Origin of the sequence: Tenacibaculum sp. SSH1-16 (assembly GCF_040104435.1) — a bacterium.
Classification (GTDB): domain Bacteria; phylum Bacteroidota; class Bacteroidia; order Flavobacteriales; family Flavobacteriaceae; genus Polaribacter; species Polaribacter mesophilus.
In genome coordinates this window covers 27,622-43,342 of the sequence record NZ_JBECOV010000019.1, presented here as the reverse complement: position 1 = coordinate 43,342, position 15,721 = coordinate 27,622, and the positions used below count along the sequence as shown (strand labels likewise).

Annotated in this window: 9 protein-coding genes and 1 tRNA gene; 3 read left to right on the top strand and 7 right to left on the bottom strand. The window is 31.6% G+C overall.

The features are described 5' to 3' along the window. Positions 1-150: 150 nt before the first annotated feature. Together ABMY20_RS15815 and ABMY20_RS15810 are read right to left on the bottom strand one after the other, a co-directional pair. Positions 151-867 (bottom strand): PD-(D/E)XK nuclease family protein, encoded by a 717-nt coding sequence (locus ABMY20_RS15815; protein WP_349265790.1) that lies wholly within the window; start codon positions 865-867, stop codon positions 151-153. A 29-nt stretch (positions 868-896) separates the two neighbouring features. After that, positions 897-1,148, bottom strand: a complete 252-nt coding sequence (locus tag ABMY20_RS15810; protein ID WP_349265789.1) for a helix-turn-helix transcriptional regulator — start codon at positions 1,146-1,148, stop codon at positions 897-899. Between the two features lie 87 nt (positions 1,149-1,235). Between ABMY20_RS15810 and ABMY20_RS15805 the strand changes: the two genes are divergently transcribed. Continuing rightward, on the top strand, positions 1,236-1,847 hold the full coding sequence (locus tag ABMY20_RS15805; RefSeq protein ID WP_349265788.1) for a hypothetical protein: 612 nt from the start codon (positions 1,236-1,238) through the stop codon (positions 1,845-1,847). Between the two features lie 899 nt (positions 1,848-2,746). On the opposite strand, the gene ABMY20_RS15800 is transcribed toward ABMY20_RS15805, so the two are convergent. Both ABMY20_RS15800 and ABMY20_RS15795 read right to left on the bottom strand, forming a co-directional pair. After that, complete coding sequence (locus tag ABMY20_RS15800) at positions 2,747-3,727, bottom strand: phage integrase SAM-like domain-containing protein (protein ID WP_349265787.1); 981 nt, start codon at positions 3,725-3,727, stop codon at positions 2,747-2,749. Positions 3,728-3,839: 112 nt separating this feature from the next. Next, positions 3,840-4,010 carry a hypothetical protein gene (locus ABMY20_RS15795; protein ID WP_176550577.1) on the bottom strand — a complete coding sequence of 57 codons (171 nt, stop codon included), beginning with the start codon at positions 4,008-4,010 and terminating at the stop codon, positions 3,840-3,842. Between the two features lie 104 nt (positions 4,011-4,114). Between ABMY20_RS15795 and ABMY20_RS15790 the strand changes: the two genes are divergently transcribed. After that, positions 4,115-4,196: transfer RNA gene (locus tag ABMY20_RS15790), tRNA-Leu, on the top strand. A gap of 188 nt (positions 4,197-4,384) precedes the next feature. After that, positions 4,385-5,827 carry a cardiolipin synthase gene (gene cls, locus ABMY20_RS15785; RefSeq protein WP_281980747.1) on the top strand — a complete coding sequence of 481 codons (1,443 nt, stop codon included), beginning with the start codon at positions 4,385-4,387 and terminating at the stop codon, positions 5,825-5,827. Between the two features lie 83 nt (positions 5,828-5,910). Here the strand turns inward: cls and ABMY20_RS15780 are convergent, their stop codons facing one another. From ABMY20_RS15780 to ABMY20_RS15770, 3 genes are read right to left on the bottom strand one after another with little or no spacing between them, the layout of a single operon-like run. Then, positions 5,911-7,863 (bottom strand): OmpA family protein, encoded by a 1,953-nt coding sequence (locus ABMY20_RS15780; protein ID WP_349265786.1) that lies wholly within the window; start codon positions 7,861-7,863, stop codon positions 5,911-5,913. Positions 7,864-7,875: 12 nt separating this feature from the next. Next, positions 7,876-8,811 carry a type IX secretion system membrane protein PorP/SprF gene (locus ABMY20_RS15775; RefSeq protein ID WP_047790750.1) on the bottom strand — a complete coding sequence of 312 codons (936 nt, stop codon included), beginning with the start codon at positions 8,809-8,811 and terminating at the stop codon, positions 7,876-7,878. 15 nt (positions 8,812-8,826) lie between these two features. Next, entirely contained in the window at positions 8,827-15,396 is a 6,570-nt protein-coding gene (locus ABMY20_RS15770) for a gliding motility-associated C-terminal domain-containing protein (RefSeq protein ID WP_349265785.1), read from the bottom strand. Between the last annotated feature and the right edge of the window lie 325 nt (positions 15,397-15,721).

The window sequence follows — 15,721 nt, the reverse complement described above, 5'->3', positions numbered from 1 at the left end:
TTTACAAAACGATAACGAGGGTGTGTCTTGTTTTTTACTTGTTCGTACTCACTTATCAAAAATTGATACTTCTGTAAATAGCTTCGAACTAGAGTTAAATCATCTGTATTTATACGCATAACAAAATGTAAGATTTTGTCAACGAATTAGTTAACCTTTACAATTTCTTCCTAATTGGGTTAAGGCTGTAGAAGATTTTGGTGCAGCTCTATTGATTTCTTCAAATCTTTTGGATATTTCTCCAAACATAGTTTCATCCATCATATTTTTAACTTTAGAGAAATTAGTTAATGTTATTATGTCTGAAGGAGTAAATTGATTATTCATAGATAAATTTATTTGTTTCATGAATTTTAATAATTCTGAAATAATTGTGGAGTTTTTGTATTGTGTTAAAAATGAGAATATTTGATACCAACGTAATTGGACAAAATTAATTTGAGAGTTACAATTTTTTAAAATGGTACTAGTATGTTTTTTATCATAATCTCTAGTTAGGTAAACAAGGGTTTTATTTTTAAAAGGCTTTTTCTCTAGATGATCTGCGTAACGTCGTAGTTGATTATATCCTTCTGTTGCGTTTATTTTATTCTCAAAAAATACTAAACTATCCTCCATTGATATAACAATATCAGGACGACTACTTATGTTATGGGATTCTAATTTAGGAAGTTCTACTTGAGTTGATACGCTACCAAATTCATTTGCCTTTAAAGCTCCTATTTTAAAGTGTTTGAGAAACTCTTTTAAAACATCTTGGTTTTGTGCTAGGGTATAGGCAAATAGTTCAGTTAAGTAATCCTCTAAAGGTTCGTTATGGTTTCTTGCCTTTAAATCGAAGAGTATTTTAAAAATTCCTTTTGTCATTTATTTTTTCAGGCAAAAATAAAAAAAGATTAAAGTTTTATTTTAAAAAACTCTTGAAGTTCAACTTCCATAGCGATAGCTAATGCAGATATTGTTACTACGTTAGGTGTAACTACAGCTTTCTCGATTTTATATAAGTATTGTCTATCTTTTCCTACTAATTCAGCAAGTTGTGTCTGAGTTAGACCTTTTTGTTTTCTAATTTCTTTAACTCGTTTACCAATTTTTATTGGTATCTCAGATTTTAATGCCTCTAATTTTTTTTCTGGTAACTCTATCATATTGTAAATGTCCAATATGATAAAAGACATCTTGTAACCTTAAATAACTACATTTTTGTATGTTTGAGCGAATTAAAATAAAATCTTATGAAAAAATATTTAGCAAGTATTATGATTGCTTTTCTAGTATCATGCGGAACAACCACAAAAGAAGAAACCCCTAAGGAGAACTCTGAGAATGATAACTCAACAGAGAAGGTTATTCAAGCTGAAAAGGAAGAAGAATTAGCAAAGAAAAAACAAGAAGAAAAGAAGTTGGAAAAGCTTCACTATTACATGAATAACTCTTCTGTAACAGATGAAAATGGGATAAGATATAACTTGTCTATTAAGTCTAATATAGTGTCTAAAAACGCCTTATATACATCTGAAAAGATACATTATGAGTATCGTTATGATAAGTTTGATATAGTTGTTAATTCTTATGAAATAAACACGGTGTTTAAGTTATATGCAAATGGAGAGTTAAAAGATAAAGTAGAATTAAAAGGTTTTCTGTTGGAGTCTAAAAGAAGCGATACAGATGATGTTTTTGCATATTGTAACGATAGTTACACATATTACCCAAAGGTTGAAAATAAGGATATTAGGAAGCGTAAAGTTTCAAAATTTACAGGGGCTAATTGTGGTTTAGGGAAAGAGATAAATAATAAGGTAATAAACGCTAGAATTAAAGCTGTAAAAGCTTGTAATTTTTAACTCAAATAAATGTGCAAATCCTGGGGATTTTCCCTACTATTAATAGAATAAAAACCTATCCCCAGGATTTGCAGTTAAAATTTTAAGAAAATGACCCAAATTTGGGTCATTTTTCTTTTTAAGGAGTTAAACCTAACTCTTTATATTTTTCAATTCTATAGAGTAATTTTTTTTTTCTTGATTTCCTAACTCCCGAAAATAAATTAAAATAATTAGTAAGCAGGTAAGAATTATTAGAATTAAAGCTGTAAAAGCTTGTAATTTTTAACTCAAATAAATGTGCAAATGCTGGGAATTTTCCCTACTACTAATAGAATAGAAACCGTTCCCCAGGATTTGCAGTTAAAATTTTATTAATTTTGTATGCCTTTCATAGGAAGGGATTACGTTCTTTAATTGGTTGAGATAGTAGGGTATACAGAAAGAATCCTATTAAGAATCAACAAGAAAAATATTTATACAGTTGTTTCATGCAGAAACATGTTTGAGGAAAAGTAAACCTTAAACACAATATGAACGAAATAATAAACAAATTCTTAGTTTGTATAAATAAATTTCACTTAAGAATAAATGAGTTTTATTTTAATAATCCATCAATCTTTCAACTCCTAAAGATTTTGGTTGAATTATTAATAAAACAAGAAGTTTAAAAACATGCAAATCCTGGGGATTTTACATACTATTAATAGAATAAAAACTAACCCCCAGGATTTGCATGTTATTTTTACCTACTTTCCTCCGTTTTTCTCTTTTTCAGACTTTATAAACTGAAGTAAATCAGTATATCTTTTACGATTTTCTTCACCTGATTTCATTATAATAGGCTCAAATTCAGGAACTCTATCCAAAAGTTAAAAGGAAGAGTCGAAACAACTACTGAAACAATATAAAGGTGTTTTCTAATTTTTAGAATATAACTCTTTAAATTGTTTAGCATAATCATAGGATGTCTTACCTATGTAACCAAGAAATGTTTTTTCACTTCTATGACCTGTAACGCTCATGATTAAATAGTTTGGTAGCTTTCCGAAGTTGTTCGTACAGAAGGTTCTTCTACAAGTATGAGTCGAAATTAATTTCCATTTCTCATACTTACCAAATTCTTTACGTTTAGTATCTTTATTAAATAGAAACCCTTCGGTTAATTGATTAATTCTAGCAAGTCTACATACTTCTTTTATGTATTGATTAAACTTTTGTTGACTAATCTTATGAGGAAATCCATTAGATATAATTTCTTTTACCTCGTCTAAAACGGGTATAGTAACTAAACTACCCGTTTTTTGTTGCTTTAATTCGATAACTTCTAGGTCATTTCTAGTATGAAAATTATCTAAAGTTATGTTGAGTAAATCTCCTGCTCTTTGACCTGTGTAACAGCCTAAAAGAAGCCATTTTTGGACGTTTTTAAGGCTTTTTAAAGGGAGTTTAATGTTCTTTATAGATTCCAATTCTTCAGGGCTTAAAACGATTATATATTCGTTTTTCGTTTTATATCCCGATACTTTAAAGAGCTGTGAATGTGTTTCTAAACCATTAAATTTAGCGTCGTTACAAAGTGTTTTAATTACACTTAACATTCTGCCTGCATAACCAGAAGCATATTTCTTAATATCAATCATCCAATTAACAAAACAGTTGCTAAAATCAAGATTTACATCTTTAATTTTGATAGCTTCTTTTCCTTGAAATTCTACTAAAAACTTTTTTAAGATTTTAAAATCGTCAATTCTTGACTTAGATAAACCAAAAGTTCCTTTAGCATTTTTAATAGTCGATGATTTATTTATGTAGTAATCTACATAATTAACTAAAGTTAAAGGAAGTTTATGTTTTGTGTTAGTAGTTCTATTAAAAAAGTTGTTAATACAGTCTTGCAACCAAAGTTTATTAATGTCAGTAACTTCAAAATCAATATTGAACCTATTATAAACGAATTCTTCAAGATTAATAATAATTGATTTTACTTTTAAAGATTCTTTACAGTTCGCCTTAGGGATATTTTAATTGCTTGTTTTTAGAATCAAACCAGTAACTTCTTTTCGATTTAAATTCGGTATTAATAAAAATATCTAGTTTGTTGTTTTTATCCTTATGAGTAAATCTCATAGTTAATGAACCAAAGTCTTTTATAGACCTAAAAATAAATTTAATTGATGCCATTTTTTGCACACTATTTGCACACTAAAGCATAAAAACAGTTAAAATGTGGTGATTTAAGAATGTTGTGAAATTAAGCTTGTTACAGTCTTAAGTCCAATAAGTACGCGGGCGTGGTGGAATTGGTAGACACGCTAGACTTAGGATCTAGTGCCGTGAGGTGTGAGAGTTCGAGTCTCTCCGCCCGTACTAATTTAAAGATAAAACCTTAATTCGTTTAGAATTAAGGTTTTTTGTTTTTAATACTGTAAAAACTAACTATTTCGGTTTTATTAATAACCTTTAGTTATGCAGTTGTGTTAGTTGAATTTTTTTATAACTGAGTCTCTTAGGTGTTAATATTTTAAATACCTTTAGCAGAAAAAGATACTTTTATTTTGATAACTACACTACTTATAATTTTATATGTAGCTATTATTGCTACAGTTGCTGTTATTATTATTAATACTTCAACACCACCAAAAGCAATAGCTTATCTATTTTTGCTGATTCTGTTTCCTGTAGGAGGTATTATTATTTATTTAATGGTTGGAATAAACCATAGAACGTATAAGTTATATAATAAAAAGTTAGAAGTAGACAAAAACATTTTCTTCGACCTTAAAGAGAAGCTAAAAAAGTATAATGAAAAAATACTATCAACGTCTAAAAGCCATTTAGGACATTTTTATAATCTGACGAAGTTTATACATAAAGAAAATATTTTAACTAGTAATAACAAAGTTAATTTACTAATAAACGGGGAACGTAAGTTTCCAGAAGTTATAAAAGTATTAAAAGCTGCAAAAAATCATATACATATAGAATATTATATTTTTCAAAATGATACTATTGGTAAGCAAATAGGAGATGTTTTAAAAGAAAAGGCTAAAGAAGGAGTTAAAGTACGTTTTATTTATGATGATTTTGGAAGTAAAGATATTCGTAAATCGTTTGTGAAGTCTTTAATTGATAGTGGGGTGGAGGCGTACCCTTTTTATAAAATTAAATGGTTATTGTTAGCTAATAGAATTAATTACCGAAATCATAGAAAAATTATTGTTATAGATGGTAAAGTTGGTTTTGTAGGAGGTGTTAATGTTTCTGAAAGGTATATTAATCCTAATAAATTTAATTGTTACTGGAGAGATACACATATTAAAATAGAAGGACTCGCTGTTTTAAACTTACAACGAGTTTTTTTAGCGGATTGGAATTTTTGTGCTAATCAAAATGTTATTATAGAGGAAGAGCTTTTTCCAGCGGGAGATCAAGTAAAAACAAATGAACATAAGCAATTAGTTCAAGTAATTTCTAGTGGACCAGATTCTGATCATCCAGACATTATGTATGCTCTTATTCAAGCAATTTTATTGTCAAAAAAAGAAATCTTAATCACAACCCCTTATTTTGTCCCGAGAACTTCTTTTTTAGATGCTCTTAAAATAGCTAGTTTGAGTGGGGTTACAATAAAACTATTGGTACCAAGTATTTCAGATTCGAAATTAGTTAATGCAGTGTCAAATTCTTTCTATAAAGAAGTGTTAGAAATAGGAGTGGAGGTATATAGATATAAAAAAGGATTTGTGCACGCGAAAACAATTGTATTTGATGAGTTAGTTTCTTCTGTAGGAACAGCAAATTTAGATGAACGTAGTTTTGATTTAAATTTTGAAATTAACGCATTAGTTTATGATAAAGATTTTGCAAGTCAGTTGAAAAATGCTTTTATGGAAGATTTAAAAAACAGTGAGAAAATAGACTTACATCAATGGAATAATAGACCTGTTTTAATACGTTTTACAGAGAGATTAGCTAGATTGTTAGCTCCTATTTTGTAGTTAAGTTACAAAAGAGTAACGATAAAACTTCTTTTCCTTAAGGAGTTTTATCGTTATTTATTCCTCAAAAAGAGCTTTTTGAGTTATTCTTTAATTATAAACATGGATCTACGATTTAGTTGATGTTCGTCTTCACTACACGTAGTTTGGTTATTACATTTGTTAATAAGTTTTGATTCTCCATATCCTTTCGCACTTAGCCTTGTTATATCAATTCCTTTTTTAAGAAACCAATCTAATGTAGCTTGTGCTCTATTTTCAGATAATCTTGAATTGTAAGAATCATTACCTCTAGAGTCTGTATGTGATTCTATATGAATTTTTAAAGTAGGATATTCTTTTAATGCGGCCAAAATTTTAGCTAGTTCAATTTCTGCATCAGGGCGAATATTAGATTTGTCGTAATCAAAATAAAGAGGTTGTAACGTTAACTTACATCCTAAATTATTTGGAGGGCAAGGGTCAGAAAGCTCTAAAGCTAAAGGCATGTTTAGTTTAATAGGCATTTTAATAGTTTTTGGGTTGCTAGGGGTTTCTATAACTTTTTCTTTCGGAAAATATTCCTTTTTCTTTGCCCTTAGGGTATATTGTTCTTGGCAATCCAATAAGAAAGAAAAAGTAGCATCATTACCTACAGTCATTGTTTTTACTTCCTTGTTGTTACTATCTATTAAAGTAACTTCTGTATTTGGAATTAGTTCACCAGTTTTTTTATCAATCACAGGTCCTTGAATGGTGATTTCACAACGTTCCCAAATTTGATAAATATCGTCACTTTTACTACCTTCTTTACCATCACGATTAGATGTAAAATACCCTATTCTATCTTCTTTTATAATGAAGCCAAAATCGTCTTTTGAGCTATTTATAGGTTCTCCAAAAGTAGATATTTCACCATGAGAATCTTTTGTTAGTTTTGTTACAAAAATATCTAAGCCTCCCATACCTGATGAATGCCCATCACTAGAAAAATACAAATCGTTATCGTCACTTACAAAAGGGAAAGTTTCCCTTTCAACAGTGTTAATCTTGTTACCAAGGTTTATAGGATTTGTATAAATGTCTTCTCCTAAAATTTTGACATACCAAATATCGGACATTCCTAAGCTACCAGGCATATCTGATGAAAAGTAGAGTTTGTCTTCTTCAGGGTTAAGGGCTGGATGTCCAACAGAGTAATTATCGTTGTTAAAAGGAAGTTCTTGTATATTTCCCCAAGTATTACCTTTTTTAGTGGCTTTATATATTTTGAGTCTAACAACATGATTTTTATCTTTTTTCTTTTTACCATTTAAATAATTATTCCTAGTAAAATACATAGTGTTTCCATCTTTTGTAAAAATAGCGGTAGATTCATGGTAAGGTGAGTTAATACTTCTGTTAAAAGCTTTTACTTTACCAAAGTTCATATCCTTATCTAAAGGAACTTGATATAGGTTAAGAAAAGGTTGCTTATCCCATCCAGCAAGCTCAGTAGGATGTTCTTTTGATAAAGTTGGATCTTTTCTGCTTGAAGCAAAAACAATATTATTGCCATAAAAGGCTGGACCAAAATCTGAATACTCTGTATTAACAGGAATTTTCTCTATTTCAAAAAGTTTATCCTGAACACCTTTTTTAAATAAAGTGTCAGCAACATTTCTATAGGATTCTAAAGGGATGGCTTTACCTCCTTTTAATCTATAAATTTCCATGAGCTTTTCAGCCTCTTCAGGTTGATTAATGCTTTTTAAGCATTGAGCTGCTCTAAAATAATCAACTGTAAGGGCTTCATTTGGAAATCGGTCTATTAAATTGTAATACCATTTTGCAGCACTTGAATAATTACTATTAAAATAGTACGTATTTCCCAGTTTTCTATAAATTTCAGCTGATCCATAGTCTTCTTCAACGACTTTTAAATAGATTTTTTGTGCATCTATAAAATCATACGTATTGTATTTGATGTTTGCCTTTTCAACTAGTGCAATTTGAGTAAAAGCGTTTGTATTTGTTAAGGCAGTTAAAAAATAGAATATTAAATAATACTTTTTCATGATATTAAGAGTTTAAAAGAATCTTGGTGTTAGTATGCGTTCAGGGTTATTAAAGATGTCAAATCTTAAAAAGAATTCATAAGAACCATTACTATGGTCTTCGATATCTGTAGTTTGAAAATCATATCCCATTCCTAAGAATAACTGATTAGTTATTTGAAACCCTGCCATGGCGCTAATTGCAGCATCCCATCGATAAGAGGCTCCAAGGGTAAATTTATTGTTGAACAGAAAATTTGCAGATAAATCGGCTTGCAGAGGAGATCCATTAACCCACTTAAACATAGTTGCAGGCTTGAGTTTTAGGTTTTCACTAATATCAAAAACATAACCCGCTATAAAGAAGTAATGTAAACGTTCTATGGCTATGGCATCTTCATTGTTGTTATTGACGCTATCTGAATTATAATGTTTTGAATTGAAAAAATTAGGTACTGATAATCCAAGATAGAGTCTGTCGTTATTATAGTAAATACCTGCACCTATTTGAGGTTGTACTTTTTTGTCAATGTTTTCTGCAAATTGCCAATCGTTTTCATCATATATGTTTAGTTTGGAGTAATCTACGTCTAGTATACTCAGTCCTCCTTTAATACCAAACGATATTCTTGAACGACCTGATAAAAGTAATGAGTATGCATAATCTATTGTAATACCTGTTTCGTTAGAAGGACCTATTTTATCATTAATAATAGAAAGTCCTATAGCGTTTCGTTTTAAGGTACCCAAAGGCATATTAAAAGTAAAAGTTCCGGTATTTGGAGCTCCATCAAATCCAGCCCATTGTGTTCTGTATAGTAACCCTAAACCAAGAGCATTTTTTGAACCAATATAACCCGGGTTTACAACTTGGGTGTTATACATGTATTGTGTATACTGTGGGTCTTGTTGAGAAAAACACACATTTACACTAATAATTATTAATAGTAATATAGAATAATGTTTCATTAGGTTTAGTGGTTTTTAGTTTCTTTTTAGATATAAATATCCTTTATCAGTCATGGCTTCTTGATCGGAGTTCCATCGTGTTAGTATATAGAAATAGGTACCTGTGGGTAGTTTTTGATCTTTACTAACTGTTGTACGTCCTTCAGAGATTCCTCTAAATAAATTTCCGTTAATTCCATAAGCATCAGTTTGATAAACTAAAACACCCCATCTATTAAAAACTTTTAAATTATTGTTAGGATAATTTTCAATACCATTAATGCGGAAGAAATCATTAGCCCCGTCTTCATCTGGAGAAACAGCATTAAAAATTTCAAAAGGAATTTCTTCGACGGGTAGGTCTGTTATTGTAGGGTCATCTGGATCACCATCATTATCAATATCAATATCGTCTAAGTTGTTTGGATCGTCAGAAGTATCAGTTACAGAACCTCCTGAAGAGTCTTCAGCTGTAACCAATGCTTGATTGGTAACAGACTCGTTTGTTAAGTCTTGTTCAGTTATAACATAAATAGCAGTAAAGGTTGTACTATCAACTTCGCCAGGCAATAGTTGAGGAATGGTGCTACCGTTAATTGTAATTCCAGGTAAGTTATCTTGTAAAGTAATATTATATAAAACTGAATCTCCAGTATTGTATATGATAAAACTATATGTTATGGTTTCTCCAACATTAGCATATCCATTTCCATTAGCATCATTAAAGGTGCTTACTTTTTCAAGAGAAATACTGTTATTAGGTTGACACAATGTAGTTTGGGTTTGATCGTCTTCAAGAATACTATTGTCATCAGATAAATCACTTACATTGTTACCACTAATACTTGTACCTGTAACAGTTGCTTGATTACTAACTGAACCATTATCAATATCAGATTGTGTAATAGTGTAACTAGCAGAATAACTCCATGTTTCATTTATATCAAGTTGGTTGTTGCTATTGATATCACCTGAGGCAAGGGTAATTGTCCCGCCTAACATTGGGTCAGTTAGGATCACATTTGTAATAGTAGTGTTTCCTGTGTTTGTAAGAGTGAAATTATAAGTTATTGTTTCTCCTACATCGCTACAACCATCAGTGTCTTCATCATTGAAAGTAGCAGTTTTAATTAAGGCAATTCCATCAGACTGACATAGATTGGTTTGTGTTTGGTCATCTTCAAGAGTACTATTGTCATCAGATAAATCACTTACATTGTTACCACTAATACTCGTACCTGTAACTGTTGCTTGATTACTAACAGATCCGTTATCAATATTGGTTTGAGTAATGGTGTAATTAGCAGAATAACTCCAAGTTTCATTAATGTCAAGTTGGTTGTCACTATCGGTATCACCTGAGGCAAGAGTAATTGTACCACCAAGCATTGGATCAGTAAGAACTACGTTGGTAATGGTAGTATTTCCTGTGTTTGTAAGAGTGAAATTATAGGTTATTGTTTCTCCTACATCACTACATCCATCGGTATCTTCATCATTGAAAGTGGCAGTTTTAATTAGGGCAATTCCATCAGACTGACATAAGTTGGTTTGAGTTTGATCATCTTCAAGAATACTATTGTCATCAGATAAATCACTTACATTATTACCACTGATACTTGTACCTGTAACTGTTGCTTGATTGGTTACTGAACCATTATCAATATTTGCTTGAGTAATGGTGTAATTAGCAGAATAACTCCAAGTTTCATTAATGTCAAGTTGGTTGTCACTATCGGTATCGCCTGAGGCAAGAGTAATTGTACCACCAAGCATTGGATCAGTAAGAACTACATTGGTAATAGTAGTGTTTCCTGTGTTTGTAAGGGTAAAACTATAGGTAATGGTTTCTCCGATATCGCTACATCCATCTGTGTTTTCGTCATTAAAAGTAGCTGTCTTAATAAGTGCAATACTATCGGATTGACACACTGTAGTTTGTGTTGGGTCGTCTTCAAGCACACTATCATTATCAGATAAGTCTGTAACAACGACAGCTTGCGATGACTCTCCGCTTGCGGTAGCTTGATTCGTAATTGACCCATTATCAATATTGGTTTGAGTTATGGCATAATCAGCTGTATAAATCCATATTTCACCTACATCAAGTGTGTTGTTTGTGTTCAGGTCTCCTGAATTTAGTGTAACAGGTCCGCCTAATAAAGGATCATTTACAGTTACATTAATTAAACCAGTATTACCTTGATTTGTAACCGTCATTGTGTAGGTTATTGTTTCTCCGACATTGCTACAACCATCTGAGTTTTCATCATTAAAAGTGGCTGTTTTAACAATAGCAATGTCTGGTGCTTGACATAAATCAATCGTAGTGATATCATCTTCCAGGATACTATTGTCATCAGATTGATCACTAACTGTACCTCCAGAAACAGTACTAGCTTGCACTGTAGCTTGATTTTGTACAAAAGTGTTTGTAATATCTAGCGGAGTAACAATATAAGAACCTGTATATATCCAAATTTCATCAACATCTAACTCATTGTCAGAGTCAGTATCTCCTGAGCTGTAAGAAACTGTAAGTAAAGGGTCGGTTACAACTATTGAGTTTAGTGTTGTGTTTCCTGTATTTATAACAGAAAGGGTAAAAGTTATTGTTTCTCCGTTATCGCTACAACCGTCACCATTTTCATCATTAATGGTTCCTTGCTTAATAAGTGCAATACCTTCATTTTGACATAAATTGGTTACTGTAGGGTCGTCTTCCAGAGTACTGTCGTCATCAGACAAGTCGCTTACGTTAGTTCCTCCTGTACTTACTCCTGTTACAGTGGCTTGACCAGTAACAGAGCCATTGTCAATATCGTTTTGAGTGATAATATAGTCTAATGAGTATATCCATGTTTCATCAACATCTAGTTCGTTATCGCCATCAGTATCACCAGACTCTAATGTTAAAGGAGATGGAGAAATAGGGTCTGTTAATTCAACGTTTGTAATACTTACATTACCAGTATTGGTTACGGTATACGTATATGTAATTGTTTCACCTGGATTTGCGCATCCGTCACTGTCTGTGTCATTAAAAATACCTTGTTTTAATAAAGCAATGCCTGCTTGTTGGCAAAAGGTTGAGTTAGTAGCATCTATATATCCACCGTAAACTTCAATTGAATTTACAGCGGCAACTAATGAGTTTACTGTTAATTGAATTTCGTCAAAACTAGTGCTAGTATCAAAAGCTACAACGTAAAAGCTATCTGTACTAGTAGGAGTAATATTAACTAACCCAAGAGCTTCAAGGGCTAACAGATTATTTGCTGTTTGTTGCTCTTGTTGAACGCCATCAAGATAAGTTGTAATTGTGAGTGTGTTCAATAAATCTGCCTGAAGTAAGTCGTTTGTATCTCTAATTATAAAACCTGCTTGTGTACCAGCAGGGTAATCAACAAGTACATCTTGAACTGAAATAGAAGCATTTCCTGCTACACCAGCTACAATGTTTATAAGAGCATAATCAGAATTGTCTTCAGATATAACATTTACAGCATTATCAACTTCACAAGCGATACAAGCAACACCGTCGGTTCCTGTATTTTCGTTGTTAATAATAACCGAACTACTAGGATTTGATATTACGTAAGGTTCATCACAATTAATTATTCCTGGGCAGAAAGATTGAAGTACCATTCCGTAAATTCTGGTACTACCTAGGTTTAAAGAAAGAGTTTGTGTCATAGAAAGTTGTACTTCATCAAAAGGAGCGGTAGTAATAAACCCTAATCGTACAGATTCACTTCCCGTTAATAATAAACCAGAATAAATTGGGAGCAATTCGGTTGTGCCTGTTTTAGATTCAACAAGTGTTCCGTTTAAATAAGTTGAAATGGTTATAGCATCAAACAATTGAGTGTTTAAAAGTGTAGTATTTTCAATATCAAAACCAGCAAAAGTATTTGCGGTGTAATCGGTAATTTCATTTTTATAGGCTATAGTAGCTGTGCCTGCAACACCTGCTAATAAATTTATAGAAGCATAGTTTGAAGTATCAGAATCGATAGCATTATTTGTGTTGTTAACACTTCCTAGTGTTAAAAGTCCTCCAGTTCCTGTGTGTTCCTCTACAGCTCTTACAGGAAAGTTTGGCTTAGTTAGTTGTGTAGCGGTGTTACAGGCTAATTCAGGACCTTCACAAAATCTATTTGTTACAGCAGCATAAACATTAGTTGTTGAAGCAACTCCTGCTAAACTTGAAATAGAGATTTCAACAGCATCATAATTCATAGAGGTGTAAAAGCCGACATAAAATTGATCTTGACCTAAAATAGGACTGTCTAAAGCAAGTAAAGAAGTACTTGTGTTAGTTTCTTGTTGTACACCATCAAGATAGGTTGTTATTGTAATAGCATTTAAAAGATCGGCTTGAAGAATGGAAGTGTTTTCTATTAAGAAACCTGCATAACCACCCGATTCGATAAACTCGCTAGCTGTATTGTCAGTTACAGTTAATGTATGTGTTACTCCAAGACCAATAAGTGTTGATACAGAAGCAAAGTTAGAAGGATCTGTGTCTATAATGTTGCTAGCATCTGAAATGCCACAACCTACTACACAGAGTCCAGAAGTGTTTTCATCTACTGTTAAATCTGTAAAATTATCATTTGTTACTGCTACAGGATTTTCTGTATTACAGGGAACAGGGTATTGTACTCCGTCTGTATAAATAATATACTCTGCTGTTGATTGACATCCGCTAGCATCTGTTACTGTTACATTATAGCTTCCTTGAGTTAATCCAGAAATAGAGGAAGATGTTTGGCCTCCGGGGCTCCATAGATAAGTGTAAGGAGGTGTTCCTCCAGATACGGATAAAGAAATATTCCCATCTGAAGCTCCGATAGAAGTTTCTTTTATTGTGTTACCTGATATTTTTATGGAATTGTCTACATAACTACCATAAACCTCAATGCTGTTAATAGTAGCAGCGAGTGAACTAACTGTAAGTTGAACTTCATCATATTCAAGTGAAGTAGAAAAGCCAACCAAATAAAAACCATTAGTTGTAGAAGGAGTTATATTTACTAAACCTAATGCTTCGAGAGCTAATAAATTGTTTCCAGATTGTGTTTCTTGTACTGAACCATCTAAATAAGTTGTTATAGTTAGAGAATTTAATAAATCTAATTGTAAAAGGTCATTTGTATCCCTAATAACAAAACCAGCAGCGCTTCCAGAAGGAAAATTACTTAGAACATTTTCAACTGAAATAGAAGCTGTACTTGCAACACCAGCAGTTACATTTATCATAGCAAAGTCAGATTCACTTTCGCTAATAACATTTGTTGCGTTATCTACTTCACAAGCTACACAAGCTACTCCGTTTACACCAGTGTTTGTGTTATTAATTATTACAGGTTGAGAAGGATTGTTTAATAATGTAGCAGTATCACAGTTTAAATTCCCTTCGCTAAAAGCCTCTAATATAAGACCATAAACTCGAGTACTCCCTAAGTCTAAAGTAAGAGTTTGTTGAATGGATAATTGAGCTTCATCAAAAGGTAATGAAGTAACAAAACCTACTTGAGAGCGTTCAGTACCAGTAAATAATAAACCACTGTCTACCGATAATAATTCAGAGCTACCTGTTTTTACTTCCTGTTGAACACCATCTAAATAAGTTGTTATGGTAATTCCATCAAGTAGTTCAAGATTTAAAACAGAAGCATTTTCAATGTCAAAGCCTACATACGTTTGTGCAGGATAATTTGTCAGCTCATCTTTTATAGAAATACTTCCAGTAGCTATAACACCTAAAGTAAAATCAATACTAGCGTATGAGTTGCTATTAGAGTCTACCGCAGCATTAGTATTGGTTACGTTACCAACATTTAAAACACCTCCCATTCCAGTATGTTCGTCAACTACACGAGCAGGAAAATCAGGTTTATTAATCAAAGTGGGAGTATTGGGTTCTAAATTAGGGCCAACACAAAAACTATTAGTAACCGGATAATAAATATTAGTACTAGAAGCAATACCTGCTAAACTAGCTATTGAAACTTCAATGCTATCGTAGTCTAAAGTAGTGTAAAACCCCACGTAGAATTGATCATTATTTAATAGAGAACTACCAAGTGTTACTAACGAAGCTCCTGAATTAGTTTCTTGAGGAACACCGTTTAGGTAGGTTCTTATGGTAATAGCTCCTAGTAAATCTATTTGAGCAACAGAGCCATTTTCTATTAAAAAACCGGCATAGCTTCCTCCTTCAAAAAATTCATCCGTGGTATTATCTGTTACTGTTATTGTATGAGTTACACCTAAACCTAAAAGTGTAGAAATAGTAGTGTAGTTTGAAAGATTTGTGTCTGTCAAATTGTTGAGGTTTGAAATACCGCAACCCAATAAACAAAGTCCATTAGTATTTTCAGTTACAGTTAAATCAGTAAAACTAGATGAAGAGATAGCAACAGGAGCATCGGTATTACAGGGGACAGTAATAGGAGGAGAATAATTAATATTATTATTACTCGAATTTTCTTTTTTTACAAAAGAGGATAATACTAAGAGCAATAATATTAATTCAACAAATTTGAATCTTTTATAATTTTTTAGTAAGAGTAAATACGTTAGAGTAATTCTTTTCATAATAGTTGATTAGTTAGGTGTTATAAATAACTATCAAGCTTTAATTAGTGGTTGGTAAGCAAGGATAGTATTATGCGATTTGTAGTTTAGTAAACATGTTTAGTTTTTATTTACTAATACAACAAATAGTAATTCAGGTTTCTTTTTACAGAGCTATTAATAATTCTAAGTAATAATTACTTATGAATTTCAGGTTAATGAAAATCTTAAAAGTAACTGTATAGTTAATTATTAGTATAGCAGTATGTGGAATACGGATTAAGGAAAAACTAATAGTTTAATTATAGCTAACCTTTTGAATAAGAAAAAAATAAACAATCATAAC

Bases quoted from the DNA above. Each gene is read 5' to 3' on its own strand.
- ABMY20_RS15780 (WP_349265786.1), bottom strand. From the start codon at position 7,863: ATGAAAAAGTATTATTTAATATTCTATTTTTTAACTGCCTTAACAAAT.
- ABMY20_RS15810 (WP_349265789.1), bottom strand. From the start codon at position 1,148: ATGATAGAGTTACCAGAAAAAAAATTAGAGGCATTAAAATCTGAGATA.
- ABMY20_RS15795 (WP_176550577.1), bottom strand. From the start codon at position 4,010: ATGGCATCAATTAAATTTATTTTTAGGTCTATAAAAGACTTTGGTTCA.
- ABMY20_RS15775 (WP_047790750.1), bottom strand. From the start codon at position 8,811: ATGAAACATTATTCTATATTACTATTAATAATTATTAGTGTAAATGTG.
- ABMY20_RS15815 (WP_349265790.1), bottom strand. From the start codon at position 867: ATGACAAAAGGAATTTTTAAAATACTCTTCGATTTAAAGGCAAGAAAC.
- ABMY20_RS15770 (WP_349265785.1), bottom strand. From the start codon at position 15,396: ATGAAAAGAATTACTCTAACGTATTTACTCTTACTAAAAAATTATAAA.
- ABMY20_RS15805 (WP_349265788.1), top strand. From the start codon at position 1,236: ATGAAAAAATATTTAGCAAGTATTATGATTGCTTTTCTAGTATCATGC.